Below are 15,495 nucleotides of genomic sequence, written 5' to 3'. Positions count from 1 at the left end.
AGCTCAAGGCTTGCGCCACGACTGGCCTCCCTCATCGTCGTCACCACCACGGCGAATGTCCAGCCTGTAGTTCACTGTTGTCTTCATGGAGATACTCCTTCAAAGATGCGCTGGCCAAATGACCAACGCAGTGAGGATGCTCCTGAGCTAAAGACCAAGGCACAGGGCACAGCTTCCGCCGCCCTCATGCCGCCTGGGTACAGACACGAAGCGCCTGCTCGACATCAGCGATCAGGTCTTCTATATCCTCCAACCCTACCGACAACCGCACCAACCCTTCCGAGATGCCATGGTGCGCCCGCTCCTGTGGCGTATAGCTGGAATGCGTCATGCTCGCTGGGTGCTGCGCCAGCGACTCGGCATCGCCCAGGCTCACCGCCCGGGCGAACAGCTGCAAGGCGTTCATGAACCGCCGCCCTGCTTCGATCCCGCCCTTGAGCTCGAACGCAATCATGCCGCCCGGCAGGCGCATCTGGCGCTGGGCCAGCGCGTGCTGGGCAAACGATGGCAGCCCTGGGTAGTGAATAAGCTCGACCTGCGGCTGGCTCGCGATAAACTCCGCCACTTGCTGGGCGTTCGCGCAATGGCGGTCCATGCGCAGGGCCAGGGTCTTGATCCCGCGCATCAACAGCGACGCATCGTGCGGCGACAGCACTGCACCGGTCATGTCTTTCAGCCCTTCCAGGCGTATCCGGTCGATCAGTGCCTTGCGCCCGACCACCAGGCCGGCAGTGATATCCCCATGGCCGCTGAGGTACTTGGTCGCCGAATGCACCACCAGGTCGGCGCCCATTTCCAGCGGCCGCTGCAAATAAGGGGTGCAGTAAGTGTTGTCGACCACGATATGCAAGTCATGCCCGCGCGCAGCATCGGCCACCGCTGCGATATCGACCAGTTGCATGTTGGGGTTGGCCGGGGTTTCGAAGTAGATCATCCGTGTTTTGCTGGTAATTGCCGCCTTGAGTGCCTTGATATCGTTGAGGTCGACGTGATGGATCTTCACCCCGAACTCGCCGATGCCATGGTGCAGGAAGGCGAACGTACAGCCATACAGCGTACGCCCGACGATCAGCTCATCGCCCGGCCGTAGCAGGGTCCATATCGTCGAAGTGATGGCCCCCATCCCCGACGCCAACGCCAGCCCCGCCTCGCCCCCCTCCAGTGATGCCATGCGCTGTTCCAGCAAAGCCAACGTCGGGTTGGAGATGCGGCTGTAGAAGTGCCCCGCCTCTTCCCCGGCAAAGCAGGCAGCGCCGTATTCGACGGTGGGGAAGGCATAGGTGGCGGCCTGGTACACCGGCGGCACCAATGCGCCACCGTGTGACTGCGGGTCATAGCCATGGTGGATGGCCCGCGTGGAAAAACCGGTGTTGTTATGGGAGTCGCGCATGGCAACAGCCTCTTGTGGTTTGTTATAAGCTTATGCCACCGAGCTGCCTGAATTTTTCCAAAATAGCCCACGCAAACGCGCACTTTTTGGAACAAAAACAACAATTATCCGATCAGGAGGGCAAAACATGCCTTCGAGCCTCGACCGCACCGACCGCGCCCTGCTTGCCGCCCTGCAGGACAACGCCCGCCTCACCGTTTCCGAACTTGCCGATCAGGTGGCGCTGACCACCTCGCCCTGTTGGCGGCGGGTCAAGCTGCTGGAAGATAACGGTTACATCACCGGGTATCAGGCCATTCTTTCCCCCAAGTCGCTGGGGTTTGGTGTGACCGCCTTTGTCAGCATCATGATGGATTCGCATACCAAGGACATGGCGCTGGCGTTTGAAAAACGGTTGATGGAGATACCGGAGATTGTGGCGTGCCATAACATTTCGGGGCGGTATGACTTCCTGCTGGAAATACTGGCGCGCGACCTTGAGTCGTTTGGGGAGTTTACTCGGGAAGTGCTGCAGCGGTTGCCGGGGGTGAAGGAAATTTATTCGAGTTTTTCTTATAAAGCGGTGAAGGAAAGACGGGTTATTCCAGTCTCAGAAAAACACATATAAGTTGGACTAGGCCGTTGCTTGTTCAAACGGCAAGGATTGCGTATTACTCGTAAAAAGATCGGACGAAGGCGAAAAAGTTCCTACCTTCGGTTTTTAGGTAGCGCCTGTTTTACCGAGCAACAAGCACCTTAGCCCATGAACTTACGTCTCGACCATTAAAAAATTGAGCTTATTTACCGCTCATCCAACCGCTGCGGTCGGTTTGCAGACACACTCTATACCACGAAAAATTATACCTCCAAGCTTATCGAGCTTGGAGGCCTAACTCCCTCGAAGCGCGACTATGTATCATGGATAGTCATGTGGAATCTTGATGAGAGGTGAAGGGATGGAAGGATAAACCTCCGGGTATATTTTGACCCTTCGAGGCAGCCGTCCCGGTACATACCCATGGCGCGCCCATCTCACCTCCCCATTGCGGCCATCAAAAATCAAAATATTTCCCGTATCAGTCAACGCGAGATAGTTATTTTCCCAGTAGGATTTATCCAGTGTCTCTGTGGACTGAGCGGACCATATCCGCTCTCGGACAGGATCATATAAAAAACCGGAATTACTGACAACAAACTGGAGTGGCTCGCGCGCTCGCTGCCGGAATGTGGAGCTATACGGCTGACTCTCGTCTGCGATCCAGATTACGGTCCCCCCATCTTCCAAGACCAGATTTCCGTCACTTCTGAGACGAAGAATAAACCGTCCGTTCTCTGACTTTATAAACTGTCCCGCCTGCATGGCTTGATTAGGAGGGAGCAATACCCCACCCGAACCAAGGAACGGCTGATAGCTTATTTTTCGATACTTACCTCTTCCCATTACACACCTCAGGTCTGTTGACACACACGGCCCGCTTATTAAGCGATCCACGACCATGATGGCTATATGACGAGCACAATAACACGTAGAACTGCTCCCCCACTAAAGCTGGAAAAAATCCCTACAAACTAAAGCGAAATCTCCTTCACCTATTAGCCCAGATTCATCTTGAAAAACCAGCCATAATTCAAGCTCAAAAAAACATCCACGAGGACCCAAAAAGACCAGCCCATACTGAAACACTTAATTCCCTCATCAGAATAATAACTTTCGCACACGCAAAATATACGCCATGAAAAAGCTAGCCATCATGACTCTAATTATTCTTAACGGATGCACCCACGAGATGCCTATATTATTCCCTGACAAACAAGACATCCATTTCAAATGCGATATGGACCCGTACAAGCAGGGTTGCGAGCGCCAGATGGATTACCAAGAGCACTTTCGATGGATAAATAACATAAAAAATAAAAACAGCCGGGATGATTACTTAGAGCACGCACCATAAACGAGCGGCGCGCAGCCAACGATAAATCAGGATTGAAAGCAGCGTGAATATAACACCCCACTCCTGCGGGGTGTTACTTCTTATAGCCCATTATAGACGAAGCTCAGCAGGTGGCCACGCACGGCCTATGTCGCCGACCAACAAGCATTCAGCCAGATTAACTTTGCCCCCACCCTCTTGCCCCCGCAAACGACGTATGAAGCGTATAAATTGACCCCCAATATTTACGATACTTACGATTACAGAAATCTCCTACAGCTCAACAGAAAAACGGCTACAGCACTCTCAGACCCCCAATGAAAGAAGTTGCGCTAGGATAAAAACCGAAAGAACAGCCAACCTTTACCTACGGAGATAATCCGGCATGACTGCGCACCTTCCTGACTGCATCGTCAAAAAACTATCTGGGCAAATATTTTGTAACTTCGACCAGTTCTCTCAAGCGTTCTGGATGGCAATCGCAGAAGACCCGATCTACTCTCGGCAGTTCATCCCCTCCCAGCTCAACCGCATCAAGCAAGGCTGGCCACCCCGCGCCCCCTTCCGTGACACCGCCAAAGGCCTGCGCTCCTATCAGCTCTGCCACCTCGCCCCACCCGTGCTCGGCGGCCTGATGTATGACGCCGACAACCTGCGCATCATGAGTGCGATGCAGTACGCACTGTCTTCGGAGGTGGCGTGGTGATCGGCCAGAAACACTGCCTCGCGGACTACACCTACTCTGAATTCGAAGCCCTGGTGGAGGAACTACTGCAAGCCGCAGGGACCTCTGCCTGGCAAGATCGCCTACTGGAGCATTTTATCGATCTTGTCGCACACCCCGACGGCTCGGACCTGATCTATTACTCGGAAAGTGAGAAGGAAGGCCGGGCTACCCAGGTAATTGCACGTATCATGGCATGGCGAAAAACAAACGGGCTTCCTTTACTCAAGGATGTGCCAGCCTGGCCAGGGTGTTGACGATCAACCGGTACGCCTTTCTCAGCTTAACGCGACTTCGCTGCACCAACTCAAAGCCGCTCGCATCTTGAATGTCTTGTTCACAGGTCGCTCAACCCAAGTGGAAGCACTGAGCTATCAACCTCTCATGCAGGCGCTGCTGTCTAACGGTGAAACGGCCGTTGAATTTCTGGACAGCCTAGGTGTAGTGCTGGAGTAAACGTACAAGAAGCCTTGTAGAGAGCCCCGGCTTTCACTGCCCCGCCGTCAAGTCGCTAACGGATCGCCATGCATGTGCTGTAATCACAGCCATGAAAAACCCCGCAGAAGCGGGGTTTTTCATGCAGCTTCAGCGCTTAGATCGCGCCACGCTGACGCAGCACGTCCAACACCTGCTTCACGCCTTCGTCGACACTGGTGTTCTGGGTATCGATCACCAGGTCGGCATCCAGTGGCACATCGAACGGGAAGCTTTCGCCCGGGATGTTTTCGCCACCGGCCGCGTACAGGCCTTGCGGGTCACGCTCGCGGCACGCCAATGGCGAAGCCTGGACGTAAACGGTCACCAGGCGCTCCTTGCCGATCAGCGCCTTGGCCTGTTCGCGGCCTTCGGCATCCGGGGCAACGAACGCAGCCAGGGTCAGCATGCCGGCTTCGTTGAACTGGCGCGCCACATGGGCGGCGCGGCGCCAGTTTTCGGTACGGCCGGCGCGGTCCTGTGGCAGGCCCTTGTTCAGGTCGTGGCGCAGGTTCTGGCCATCGAGCACGTAAACAGCACGGCCCATGTCGAACAGCTTGCGCTCAACGGCATAAGCCAAGGTGCTCTTGCCAGCGCCGGACAAGCCGCTGAACAGCACGGTGGCCGGCTGCTGGCCGAAGCGCAGGGCGCGCTCTTCGGTGGAAACGTGGGCCTGCTTGCCGTGCTGGCCGGTGCTGCCGTGTGGCAGTACTGGCGGCGCGATGATCATGCCGGCGCCAACGGTGCCGTTGGTCAGCCGGTCGATGACGATGAACGCACCGGTGGTGCGGTTGCTGTCATAGCCGTCCAGCGCGATGGCGCTGTCCAGGGACACCTTGACCCGACCGATCTCGTTCAGTTGCAGCGCACTGGCAGCGTCTTTTTCGAGGGTATTCACATCGACCTTGTGGGTGATGCTGGCGATCGAGCCCGGCACATAGCTGGTGGCGCGCTTGATGTCGTATTTCTTGCCCGGGAGCATCGGCTCTTCAGCCATCCACACCAGCATCGCGTCGAACTGGTCGGTCACCGGCGGCACGTTGTCGGCATGCACCAGCAGGTCGCCACGGGAGATGTCGATCTCGTCTTCCATGGTCAGGGTCACGGCCTGGCCTGGGCCGGCGTTTTCCAGCTCACCTTCGTAGGTGACGATGGACTTGACCCGGCTGCTCTTGCCCGACGGCAGCACGACGATTTCGTCACCCTTGTGCACTACGCCACTGGCAATGGTGCCGGCGAAGCCACGGAAGTTCAGGTTCGGGCGGTTCACGTACTGCACCGGGAAGCGCAGGTCGGTGAAGTTGCGGTCGGCCGCAACCTCGACGGTTTCGAGGATTTCCATCAGCGTCGGGCCGGTGTACCACGGCGATTGTTCGCTGTGGTTGACCACGTTGTCGCCCTTGAGCGCCGACATTGGCACGAACTGCAGGCTGCTCGGGGTCAGGTTGATGGCCTCGGCGAACTGCAGGTAGTCGGCCTTGATCGACTCGAAGACGCCCTCATCAAAGCCCTTGAGGTCCATCTTGTTGACCGCGACCACGATGTGCTTGATGCCCAGCAGCGAGGCAATGTAGCTGTGCCGGCGAGTCTGGGTCTGCACGCCATAGCGGGCATCAACCAGGATGATCGCCAGGTCACAGGTGGATGCACCGGTGGCCATGTTGCGGGTGTACTGCTCGTGGCCCGGAGTGTCGGCAATGATGAACTTGCGCTTGGCGGTGGAGAAGTAGCGGTAGGCGACATCGATGGTGATGCCCTGCTCACGCTCGGCCTGCAGGCCGTCGACCAGCAGCGCCAGGTCGACTTCTTCGCCGGTGGTGCCGGACTTCTTCGAATCACGGGTGATGGCTTCGAGGTGGTCCTCGTAGATCATCTTCGAATCGTGCAGCAGGCGCCCGATCAGGGTGCTCTTGCCATCGTCAACGTTGCCGCAGGTCAGGAAGCGCAGCAGTTCCTTGCGCTCGTGCTGGGCCAGGTAGGCGAGGATGTCCTCGCTGATCAGATCAGATTGGTGACTCATTGCATTCAAGCTCCAAGCTGTAAGCTTCAAGCAGCAAGCTTGTCGGCGTACAGCTAGTTAGAAATTTTGTTGATCAACCCTGCAAGCATTCTGGAGAGCTCACGGGTTTCAGTAATCCAGTCGTTGGCCAATTCAGAAGGCAAGTAACCAATTTCACCGGCAATTATCAGTTGAGTCCGCAACTCTGCGCATTCGCCACGCTTAGGAACCACGTCTTCTCCCGCGACCCTCTGCGCTCCATCCCTTCGGCAATGTTGGAAGGGACTGAAACAGCTGCACGGGTGATCTGAGATCTGAATCCAAAATCCCGGCAGTCAGCAAATGCCTGATACATCACAACGGCTAAATTTGTACTTCTCTGCCAAACCAGCAACTTCTCAAAATCCACTGCAGGCACTCCCTGTGCGCCCGCAGTGCAGGCGGCAGTCCACAAAAATCAGAAGCTACTCGTTCTGCTTCTGTCTTGCAGCTTGCCGCTTGTAACTTGAAGCTTAGAAATAGCCTTGGCGTTTCTTGTCTTCCATGGAGCCGGCGCCATCGTGGTCGATGACACGGCCCTGGCGTTCGGACGTGCGGGTCAGGAGCATTTCCTGAATGATGTCCGTCAGGGTCTCGGCTTCCGACTCGACAGCACCCGTCAACGGGTAGCAACCGAGGGTACGGAAACGCACCTTCTTCTTGACGATGCGGGCTTTCTCTTCCTCGGAAAGGTGCTCGAGGATGCGCGCGTCGTCGATCATGATCAGGGTGCCGTTCTTCTCGATGACTTCACGCTCGGCGGCGAAGTACAGCGGCACGATCGGGATGCCTTCGAGGTAGATGTACTGCCAGATGTCCAGCTCGGTCCAGTTCGACAGCGGGAAGACGCGGATCGACTCGCCCTTGTTGACCTTGCCGTTGTACACGTTCCACAGCTCGGGGCGCTGGTTTTTCGGGTCCCAGCGGTGCTTGCTGTCACGGAACGAGTAGACGCGCTCCTTGGCCCGGGACTTTTCTTCGTCACGGCGGGCACCGCCGAAGGCGGCGTCGAAACCATGCTTGTCCAGCGCCTGCTTGAGGCCCTGGGTCTTCATGATGTCGGTATGCTTGGAGCTGCCATGGGTGAAGGGGTTGATGCCCTGCGCCACACCCTCGGGGTTGACGTGGGTGATCAGTTCCAGGCCCATTTCCTCGACCATCTTGTCGCGGAAGCTGTACATCTCCTGGAATTTCCACTGGGTGTCGACGTGCATCACCGGGAACGGCAGCTTGCCCGGGAAGAAGGCCTTGCGCGCCAGGTGCAGCATCACGGCGGAATCCTTGCCGATCGAGTACAGCATCACCGGGTTGTCGAACTCGGCGACCACCTCGCGGATGATGTGGATGCTCTCCGCCTCCAGCTGTTTCAAGTGCGTCAGTTTGTCGACCATGGCTACTCACGAAAAACGATCTTATGGACGGCCTGCGGGCCGTGTTCGAGCGAGCCACTTTATCACAGCGGCTGCTTCTATTTAGGAGGCGGGCTAGATCGAAACAATCTAACGATATGACTGGGGGTTTGGGGGAAATGGGGCCGCTTTGCGGCCCTTCGCGGGCAAAATCGCTCAGATCGGGTTGGGGCAATCGATGAACAGGTGTTCTACGGCAAACCGCCGTGCCAGGTAATCGCCCAGTGCCTGTACGCCATAACGCTCGGTGGCATGGTGCCCGGCGGCAATGAAGCTGATGCCGTTTTCGCGGGCACTGTGGTAGGTCTGCTCCGACGCTTCGCCACTGATGAACAGGTCGACACCGGCGGCAATCGCAGTATCGATATAGCCCTGCCCGCCCCCCGTGCACCAACCGACCCGGCGAATCATCTGCTCGCCTTCGACCAGCAACGGCTCGCGCCCCATCACCTCCTGCACCCGTCGAGCAAAATCGCGCGCCGTGACCGGCTCGGCCAGCGAACCGACCAACCCGACCACTTTCGGGTTTTCAGGGTCCAGCGGCCCCTCCACGGTAATGTCCAGCTGGCGCGCCAACTGCACGTTGTTGCCCACCTCCGGGTGCACGTCCAGCGGCAGGTGAAACGCCAGCAGGCTGATGTCGTGCTTGAGCAGGGTCTTCAGGCGCCGCTGCTTGATACCCGTGATGCAAGGGTTCTCGCCCTTCCAGAAGTAACCATGGTGAACCAGCACCAAGTCAGCCTCGGCCTCGACGGCGGCATCCAGCAACGCCTGGCTGGCCGTGACGCCGCTGACGATGCGGCTGACCTGCGGGCGGCCCTCGACCTGCAGCCCGTTGGGGCAATAATCCTGGATCTTCGCGCTGCCCAGGTAGCGCTCGGCTTCCTCGACCAGGGTGTTCAGAGCGACGGCCATGAAAATCTCCTCGAAATCTGCGTTTTTGCCGGGTTCAACACCCGTATACTGGCCGCCATTATGAGCCGTCGCCGGCCTTGGGGAAACCGGCGGCAGCCGCTTGCGGGCAGGCCAGACAAGCCATCGCCGATCAGCGGTTTCAGGTGTATGATCGCGCGCGCTCGCGCCCCGTGGCGCGGCTACTTGGCTCCCGCCCTACTCCCAGGATTCGTTCATGTTCAAGGCTCTGCGTTACTTTGGCTGGCCCCTGCTCACCGGTGTGCTGATCGCCATGCTGATCATCCAGCGCTTCCCGCAATGGGTCGGCCTGCCAAGCCAGGACGTCAACCTGCAGCAAGCACCGCAGACCTCGCGGATCATGCAGGGCCCGGTGTCGTACGCCGACGCTGTGACCCTGGCCGCGCCGGCGGTGGTCAACCTGTACACCACCAAGGTGGTGAACAAGAGCGCCCACCCGCTGTTCGAAGACCCGCAGTTCCGCCGTTTCTTCGGCGACAACCTGCCCAAGCAGAAGCGCTGGGAATCGAGCCTGGGTTCGGCGGTGATCATGAGCCCCGAGGGCTACCTGCTGACCAACAACCACGTCACCAGTGGCGCCGACCAGATCGTGGTGGCGCTCAAGGATGGCCGCGAGACCTTGGCCCGGGTGATCGGCAGCGACCCGGAAACCGACCTTGCGGTGCTGAAGATCGACCTCAAAAGCCTGCCGGCCATCACCATAGGCCGCTCCGACAACATCCACATCGGCGACGTGTCGCTCGCCATCGGCAACCCCTTTGGCGTCGGCCAGACCGTGACCATGGGCATCATCAGCGCCACCGGCCGCAACCAGCTGGGCCTGAACAATTACGAAGACTTCATCCAGACCGACGCGGCGATCAACCCTGGCAACTCCGGTGGCGCGCTGGTCGATGCCAACGGCAACCTGATCGGCATCAACACGGCCATTTTCTCCAAGTCCGGTGGCTCCCAGGGCATTGGCTTCGCCATCCCGGTGAAGCTGGCACTGGAGGTGATGAAGTCGATCGTCGAGCACGGCCAGGTGATTCGTGGCTGGCTGGGCATCGAAGTGCAGCCGCTGAGCCAGGAGCTGGCCGAATCGTTCGGCATGCAGGACCGGCCGGGCATCGTCGTGGCGGGGATCTTCCGCGAAGGGCCGGCGCAAAAAGCCGGGTTGCAGTTGGGTGACGTGATCATGAGCATCAACGGCGAGCCAGCCGGTGACGGGCGCAAGTCGATGAACCAGGTGGCGCGGATCAAGCCCAATGAGAAAATCACCATCGAGGTGATGCGCAACGGGCAGCAACTGAAGCTGATTGCCGAGGTGGGGCTGCGGCCGCCGCCTGCGCCGGCTGCCAATCCTGAAGAGAAGTAAAGCTGCATGAAGCCGCCCCGATGGGGCGGCCCTTGGTTACATCAATGCAGGATCTGGCTCAGGAACAACTTGGTCCGGTCACTGCGCGGCCGGTCGAAGAACTCATCCGGGGCCGCCTGCTCCACGATCTCCCCCTTGTCCATGAAGATCACCCGGTTCGCCACGGTGCGGGCAAAGCCCATCTCGTGGGTCACGCACAGCATGGTCATGCCATCCTCGGCCAGGCCCACCATGGTATCGAGCACTTCCTTGACCATCTCCGGGTCCAGCGCCGAAGTCGGCTCGTCGAACAGCATGATCTTCGGCTTCATGCACAGCGCCCGGGCAATCGCCACGCGCTGCTGCTGCCCGCCGGACAACTGCCCAGGGTACTTGTGCGCCTGCTCCGGAATACGCACCCGCTCCAGATAATGCATGGCGATTTCCTCGGCCTTGCGCCGTGGCATCTTGCGCACCCACATCGGCGCCAGCGTGCAGTTCTCCAGGATGCTCAGGTGCGGGAACAGGTTGAAGTGCTGGAACACCATGCCCACCTCACGGCGGATCGCCTCGATCTGCTTGAGGTCGTTGGTCAGCTCGACGCCATCGACGACGATGCGCCCCTGCTGATGCTCCTCCAGGCGGTTGAGGCAACGAATGGTCGTCGACTTGCCCGACCCGGACGGCCCGCACAGAACGATGCGCTCGCCTTGGCGCACATTCAGGTTGATGTCCTTGAGCACGTGGAACTGGCCGTACCATTTGTTCACACCCTGCATCTGGATGATGCCTTCGGGGCCAGCAGGCTGCTTAATCGCTTCACTCATTTCGAAACTCCTAACGCTTGTGGCCAGTGTCCAGCTTGCGCTCCAGATGCATGGAGTAGCGGGACATACCGAAACAGAAAATCCAGAACACCAGGGCGGCAAACACATAACCCTCGGTCGCCATCCCCAGCCAGGCCGGGTCGGCTGCGGCCTGCTTGACGCTGTTGAGCAGGTCGAACAGGCCGATGATGATCACCAGGCTGGTGTCCTTGAACAGGGCGATGAAGGTGTTGACGATGCCGGGGATCACCAGCTTCAGCGCCTGGGGCAGAATCACCAGCCCCATCGCACGCCAGTAGCCCAGGCCCATGGCCGCAGCCGCTTCGTATTGCCCCTTGGGGATGGCCTGCAGGCCGCCACGCACCACCTCGGCGATGTACGCCGACTGGAACAGGATCACGCCGATCATCGCCCGCAGCAGCTTGTCGAAGCTCATGCCCTCAGGCAGGAACAGCGGCAGCATCACCGACGACATGAACAGCACGGTGATCAACGGTACGCCGCGCCAGAACTCGATGAAGGTCACGCACACCACCTTCACCGCCGGCATCCTGGAGCGCCGCCCCAATGCCAGCAAAATGCCCAGCGGCAACGCACCGACGATACCCACCGTGGCAATCACCAAGGTCAGCATCAGCCCGCCCCACTGGCTGGTCGGCACGCTTTCCAGGCCCAGGTAGCCGCCATGCAGCAGCGTGTAGGCAAGGACCGGGTACAGCACCAGGAAGCCCAGGCCATACACGGCCTTGCGCGGGAAGCGCTTGATGAACAGCGGCGCGGCGCCAAGTACCGCCAGCCACACGGTCAGGTCCACGCGCCAGCGCAGTTCCGCCGGGTAGTAGCCGTACATGAACTGGCCGAAGCGCTGCTGGATGAACACCCAGCAGGCGCCCTCCTTGGTGCAATCGGCGCGGGTGGTGCCGACCCAGTTGGCGTCGATCAACGCCCACTGCACCAGCGGCGGCACGATCAGCCACACCAGGTACACAGCGAACAGGGTCAGCAGCGTGTTGAGCCAGCTGGAGAACAGGTTGGCCCGCATCCATGCGAGCACGCCGACGGTTTTTACCGGTGGCGGCATGTCAGGTTTGAAAACATGAGCATTCACGGGCGTATCCTCACCGCTCGATCAGCGCGATGCGCTTGTTGTACCAGTTCATCAGCAGCGAAATGCTGATGCTGATGGCGAGATAGACACTCATGGTGATGGCAATCACCTCGATGGCCTGGCCGGTCTGATTAAGCACGGTACCGGCGAACAGCGAGACCATCTCCGGGTAGCCGATACCGGCCGCCAGCGACGAGTTCTTCGCCAGGTTCAGGTACTGGCTGGTCAGTGGCGGAATGATCACCCGCAGTGCCTGGGGGATGATCACCTTGCGCAGAGTCGGGCCCTCGCGCAGGCCAAGCGAACGCGCAGCTTCGGTCTGGCCATGGCTGACCGAACGGATACCCGAGCGCACGATTTCGGCGATGAACGCCGCGGTATAGATGGTCAGCGCCAGGGTCAGGGCCAGCAGTTCGGGAATCAGCACCCAGCCGCCAACGAAGTTGAAACCCTTGAGCTGCGGCACTTCCCAGTGCACCGGGCTGCCGAACAGCAATACGCACAGACCGGGGATGACGACCAGCAGCGCCAGCCCTGCCCAGAACTTGTGGAACGGCTTGCCGGTCTCGTTGAAGCGTTTGTTGGCATAGCGCACCATCGCCACCGTGGCCACGATCGCCAGCCCCACGGCAACGGCAAACGGCCAGAAGCCCTCGGCCATCGAGGCACCGGGCATGTTCAGCCCGCGGTTGCTGATGAAGAACATGTCGTCGAGGTTGATGCTGCCCCGCGGTCCCGGCAGGGTCAGAAACACCGCGAAGTACCAGAACAGGATCTGCAACAACGGCGGAATGTTGCGGAAGGTCTCCACATACACGGTCGCCAGCTTGTTGATCATCCAGTTGGGTGATAACCGCGCCACGCCGATGATGAACCCCAGGATCGTCGCCAGGATGACGCCGATGAAGGTGACCAGCAGGGTGTTGAGCAGGCCGATGACGAACACCCGCGCGTAGCTGTCGGACTCCACATAAGGGATCAGGTGCTGAGCGATGCCGAAGCCGGCACTGCGGTCGAGGAAGTCGAAGCCGGAGGTGATGCCCCGGTGCTGCAGGTTGGTCTGCGTGTTGTGAAACAGGTACCAGCCCAGGCCCACCACGAACAGGATCGTGAGTACCTGGAACAGCCACGCGCGCACACGTGGATCACTCAGGGATAGCCCCTTTTGTGCGCCGATTCGATTTTGCATGAAGTGCCCCGGAAAGTAGGGATTCGAACAGCCTGCGACGGCGGAATGCCGCCGCAGGGTGCAACCATCAGCGCACAGGTGGCGCGTACTGGATGCCGCCGTTGTTCCACAGGGCGTTCATGCCACGGTCGATCTTCAGGTCGGTGCTCTGGCCCAGGTTCTTCTCGAACACTTCGCCATAGTTGCCGACTTGCTTGACAATCTGGACTACCCAGTCTTTGGGCAGCTTGAGGTCTTTGCCGTACTCGCCGTCAGCGCCGAGCAGGCGGGCATTGTCCGGGTTCTTGGTGGACTTGGCCTCGGCTTCGACGGTTTTCGAAGTGATACCAGCCTCTTCGGCATTGATCATGGCGAACAGGGTCCACTTGACGATGCTGAACCACTCTTCGTCGCCCTTGCGCACCACCGGGCCCAGCGGTTCCTTGGAGATGGTTTCCGGCAGCACCACGTAGTCGGTCGGCGCGGCCAGCTTGGAGCGCTGGGCGAACAGCTGCGACTTGTCCGAGGTCAGCACGTCGCAACGGCCCGACTCCAGCGACTTGGCGCTTTCGTCGGAGGTGTCGAAGGTGATCGGGGTGTACTTGAGGTTATTGGCGCGGAAGTAGTCGGACACGTTCAGTTCGGTGGTGGTACCGGCCTGGATGCAGATGGTCGCGCCGTCGAGCTCTTTGGCGCTGGATACCCCCAGCTTCTTGTTGACCAGGAAACCGACGCCGTCATAGTAGGTGACACCGGCAAACACCAGGCCCATGCCGGCATCGCGCGAGCTGGTCCAGGTAGTGTTGCGCGACAGCACGTCGACTTCGCCGGACTGCAGTGCGGTGAAGCGTTCCTTGGCGTTGAGCTGGCTGAACTTGACCTTGGTCGCATCGCCGAACACGGCGGCGGCCACGGCGCGGCAGACATCGGCGTCGATACCGACGATCTTGCCTTGCGCATCAGGTACCGAGAAGCCTGGAAGACCGTCGCTCACGCCACACTGGACGAAGCCCTTCTTCTTTACCGCATCAAGCGTGGCGCCGGCCTGGGCGGTAGTCACGGCGCCCAGCGCAGCGGCAGCGGTCAGGACTGCCAGGGTGGTTTTCAACATCTTCATTCACAACCTCCAAATCGCTCTTGTTGTACCGAGCCGGAATTGCACCGCACCCTTTTGAGGCGTATCCGACCCGTGTTGGCTTGTTATTGGGTCAATTGGCGCAATGGGCTGTTCTATGACAGCCTTCGCTTGCAAAGGGTGTTACCGTCACGGCCTGACCCTTGCATCGTATGATTCGTAGCAAAGGGCGTACCACAGTTGGCGGCTAAAGCGTTTAAGCGCACGTCAAGTAGGCAAAGTTGTATCGTTGCGACATTATTTTTCCGACAATCATTTGCAGCGCCTTCTTTTTAAGCACGCCATAACAAGACCCGCACATTTTCGGAGCAGTCATGACCAACCCGCTGATTCTCGAACCGCAGAAAACCGCCGACGCCTGTGTGATCTGGTTGCACGGCCTGGGCGCCGACCGTTACGACTTCCTACCGGTTGCCGAATTCATGCAGGAACGACTGCTCAGCACCCGCTTCATCATGCCCCAGGCCCCCACCCGCCCCGTGACCATCAACGGCGGCTATGCCATGCCCAGCTGGTACGACATCAAGGCCATGACCCCGGCACGTGCCATCGACGAGGCGCAGCTGGAGGAATCGGCCGAGCAGGTGATCGCCCTGATCAAGGCAGAACAGGCCAAGGGCATCAACCTGACGCGGATTTTCCTGGCCGGCTTCTCCCAGGGCGGCGCGGTGGTACTGCACACGGCTTATATAAAGTGGCAAGAAGCCCTGGGCGGCGTGATCGCCCTGTCCACCTATGCCCCGACCTTCTCCGACGCCCATGAACTGAGCGCCTGCCAGCAACGCACCCCGGCCCTGTGCCTGCATGGTGTGCATGACCCGGTGGTGATCCCCTCGATGGGCCGCACCGCGTTCGAGCACCTCAATACCTGGGGTGTCGCCGCTCGCTGGCACGAGTACCCCATGGAACACGAAGTGGTGGTCGAAGAGCTGGGCGACATCCATGACTGGTTGAGCAAGCAGCTGCAATAAGCCTGATCGCCTGTAGTTGTGGGTGTATTCCGCTACGCCGCGTCGGGTTCTTGCTTTACACTGCCCGGCGTA

13 protein-coding genes and 1 pseudogene are annotated in these 15,495 nt (G+C 59.4%); 5 read left to right on the top strand and 9 right to left on the bottom strand.

What is annotated here, in order from left to right; all coding sequences use genetic code 11:
- Window positions 1-184 precede the first annotated feature (184 nt).
- Complete coding sequence (locus tag DJ563_RS25580; RefSeq protein ID WP_434518546.1) at window positions 185-1,390, bottom strand: methionine gamma-lyase; 1,206 nt, start codon at window positions 1,388-1,390, stop codon at window positions 185-187.
- A 127-nt stretch (window positions 1,391-1,517) separates the two neighbouring features.
- Here DJ563_RS25580 and DJ563_RS25575 point away from each other — a divergent pair, with 127 nt between their 5' ends.
- From DJ563_RS25575 to DJ563_RS25565, 3 genes are all read left to right on the top strand, one after another.
- Entirely contained in the window at window positions 1,518-1,997 is a 480-nt protein-coding gene (locus DJ563_RS25575; protein ID WP_027595326.1) for an Lrp/AsnC family transcriptional regulator, read from the top strand.
- Window positions 1,998-3,685: 1,688 nt separating this feature from the next.
- Window positions 3,686-4,006, top strand: a complete 321-nt coding sequence (locus DJ563_RS25570) for an S-type pyocin (RefSeq protein WP_434518545.1) — start codon at window positions 3,686-3,688, stop codon at window positions 4,004-4,006.
- Window positions 4,003-4,281, top strand: coding sequence for a bacteriocin immunity protein (locus tag DJ563_RS25565; protein WP_274099952.1), 279 nt, complete (start codon window positions 4,003-4,005; stop codon window positions 4,279-4,281). Before DJ563_RS25570 ends, DJ563_RS25565 begins: the two co-directional genes overlap by 4 nt.
- A gap of 335 nt (window positions 4,282-4,616) precedes the next feature.
- Here DJ563_RS25565 and cysN read toward each other — a convergent pair whose 3' ends face one another.
- The 4 genes and pseudogenes from cysN to DJ563_RS25545 form a co-directional block, all read right to left on the bottom strand.
- The gene (gene cysN / locus DJ563_RS25560) at window positions 4,617-6,518 is read right to left on the bottom strand and encodes a sulfate adenylyltransferase subunit CysN (RefSeq protein ID WP_434518544.1); all 1,902 of its coding nucleotides are present in this window, start codon (window positions 6,516-6,518) and stop codon (window positions 4,617-4,619) included.
- A gap of 53 nt (window positions 6,519-6,571) precedes the next feature.
- Window positions 6,572-6,852 (bottom strand): annotated as a pseudogene (locus tag DJ563_RS25555) (four helix bundle protein).
- Between the two features lie 157 nt (window positions 6,853-7,009).
- Window positions 7,010-7,927: a sulfate adenylyltransferase subunit CysD gene (cysD, locus tag DJ563_RS25550; protein ID WP_434518543.1), complete on the bottom strand. Its 918-nt coding sequence runs from the start codon at window positions 7,925-7,927 to the stop codon at window positions 7,010-7,012.
- Between the two features lie 174 nt (window positions 7,928-8,101).
- On the bottom strand, window positions 8,102-8,860 hold the full coding sequence (locus tag DJ563_RS25545) for a Nif3-like dinuclear metal center hexameric protein (RefSeq protein WP_434518542.1): 759 nt from the start codon (window positions 8,858-8,860) through the stop codon (window positions 8,102-8,104).
- Between the two features lie 214 nt (window positions 8,861-9,074).
- On the opposite strand from DJ563_RS25545, the gene algW reads away from it, so the two are divergent.
- Entirely contained in the window at window positions 9,075-10,235 is a 1,161-nt protein-coding gene (gene algW, locus DJ563_RS25540; RefSeq protein ID WP_033702860.1) for a Do family serine endopeptidase AlgW, read from the top strand.
- A 41-nt stretch (window positions 10,236-10,276) separates the two neighbouring features.
- Here the strand turns inward: algW and DJ563_RS25535 are convergent, their stop codons facing one another.
- From DJ563_RS25535 to DJ563_RS25520, 4 genes are all read right to left on the bottom strand, one after another.
- Window positions 10,277-11,041 carry an amino acid ABC transporter ATP-binding protein gene (locus DJ563_RS25535; RefSeq protein WP_033702861.1) on the bottom strand — a complete coding sequence of 255 codons (765 nt, stop codon included), beginning with the start codon at window positions 11,039-11,041 and terminating at the stop codon, window positions 10,277-10,279.
- A 10-nt stretch (window positions 11,042-11,051) separates the two neighbouring features.
- Entirely contained in the window at window positions 11,052-12,149 is a 1,098-nt protein-coding gene (locus DJ563_RS25530) for an amino acid ABC transporter permease (protein ID WP_033702862.1), read from the bottom strand.
- 10 nt (window positions 12,150-12,159) lie between these two features.
- Window positions 12,160-13,338, bottom strand: coding sequence for an amino acid ABC transporter permease (locus DJ563_RS25525; protein WP_434518541.1), 1,179 nt, complete (start codon window positions 13,336-13,338; stop codon window positions 12,160-12,162).
- A 67-nt stretch (window positions 13,339-13,405) separates the two neighbouring features.
- The gene (locus DJ563_RS25520; protein ID WP_186663361.1) at window positions 13,406-14,434 is read right to left on the bottom strand and encodes an amino acid ABC transporter substrate-binding protein; all 1,029 of its coding nucleotides are present in this window, start codon (window positions 14,432-14,434) and stop codon (window positions 13,406-13,408) included.
- A 332-nt stretch (window positions 14,435-14,766) separates the two neighbouring features.
- On the opposite strand from DJ563_RS25520, the gene DJ563_RS25515 reads away from it, so the two are divergent.
- A complete protein-coding gene (locus tag DJ563_RS25515) occupies window positions 14,767-15,423 on the top strand; it encodes an alpha/beta hydrolase (RefSeq protein ID WP_434518540.1) in 657 nt (218 codons plus the stop codon).
- Window positions 15,424-15,495: the final 72 nt, after the last annotated feature.

Origin of the sequence: Pseudomonas sp. NFX1 (genome assembly GCF_051123555.1) — a bacterium.
Classification (GTDB): domain Bacteria; phylum Pseudomonadota; class Gammaproteobacteria; order Pseudomonadales; family Pseudomonadaceae; genus Aquipseudomonas; species Aquipseudomonas capeferrum.
The sequence above is the reverse complement of the archived record's forward strand: the minus strand, read 5'-3'. Positions and strand labels throughout refer to the sequence as shown.

Bases quoted from the DNA above. Each gene is read 5' to 3' on its own strand.
- DJ563_RS25580 (WP_434518546.1), bottom strand. From the start codon at position 1,390: ATGCGCGACTCCCATAACAACACCGGTTTTTCCACGCGGGCCATCCAC.
- DJ563_RS25575 (WP_027595326.1), top strand. From the start codon at position 1,518: ATGCCTTCGAGCCTCGACCGCACCGACCGCGCCCTGCTTGCCGCCCTG.
- DJ563_RS25570 (WP_434518545.1), top strand. From the start codon at position 3,686: ATGACTGCGCACCTTCCTGACTGCATCGTCAAAAAACTATCTGGGCAA.
- cysN (WP_434518544.1), bottom strand. From the start codon at position 6,518: ATGAGTCACCAATCTGATCTGATCAGCGAGGACATCCTCGCCTACCTG.
- cysD (WP_434518543.1), bottom strand. From the start codon at position 7,927: ATGGTCGACAAACTGACGCACTTGAAACAGCTGGAGGCGGAGAGCATC.
- DJ563_RS25545 (WP_434518542.1), bottom strand. From the start codon at position 8,860: ATGGCCGTCGCTCTGAACACCCTGGTCGAGGAAGCCGAGCGCTACCTG.
- algW (WP_033702860.1), top strand. From the start codon at position 9,075: ATGTTCAAGGCTCTGCGTTACTTTGGCTGGCCCCTGCTCACCGGTGTG.
- DJ563_RS25535 (WP_033702861.1), bottom strand. From the start codon at position 11,041: ATGAGTGAAGCGATTAAGCAGCCTGCTGGCCCCGAAGGCATCATCCAG.
- DJ563_RS25525 (WP_434518541.1), bottom strand. From the start codon at position 13,338: ATGCAAAATCGAATCGGCGCACAAAAGGGGCTATCCCTGAGTGATCCA.
- DJ563_RS25520 (WP_186663361.1), bottom strand. From the start codon at position 14,434: ATGAAGATGTTGAAAACCACCCTGGCAGTCCTGACCGCTGCCGCTGCG.
- DJ563_RS25515 (WP_434518540.1), top strand. From the start codon at position 14,767: ATGACCAACCCGCTGATTCTCGAACCGCAGAAAACCGCCGACGCCTGT.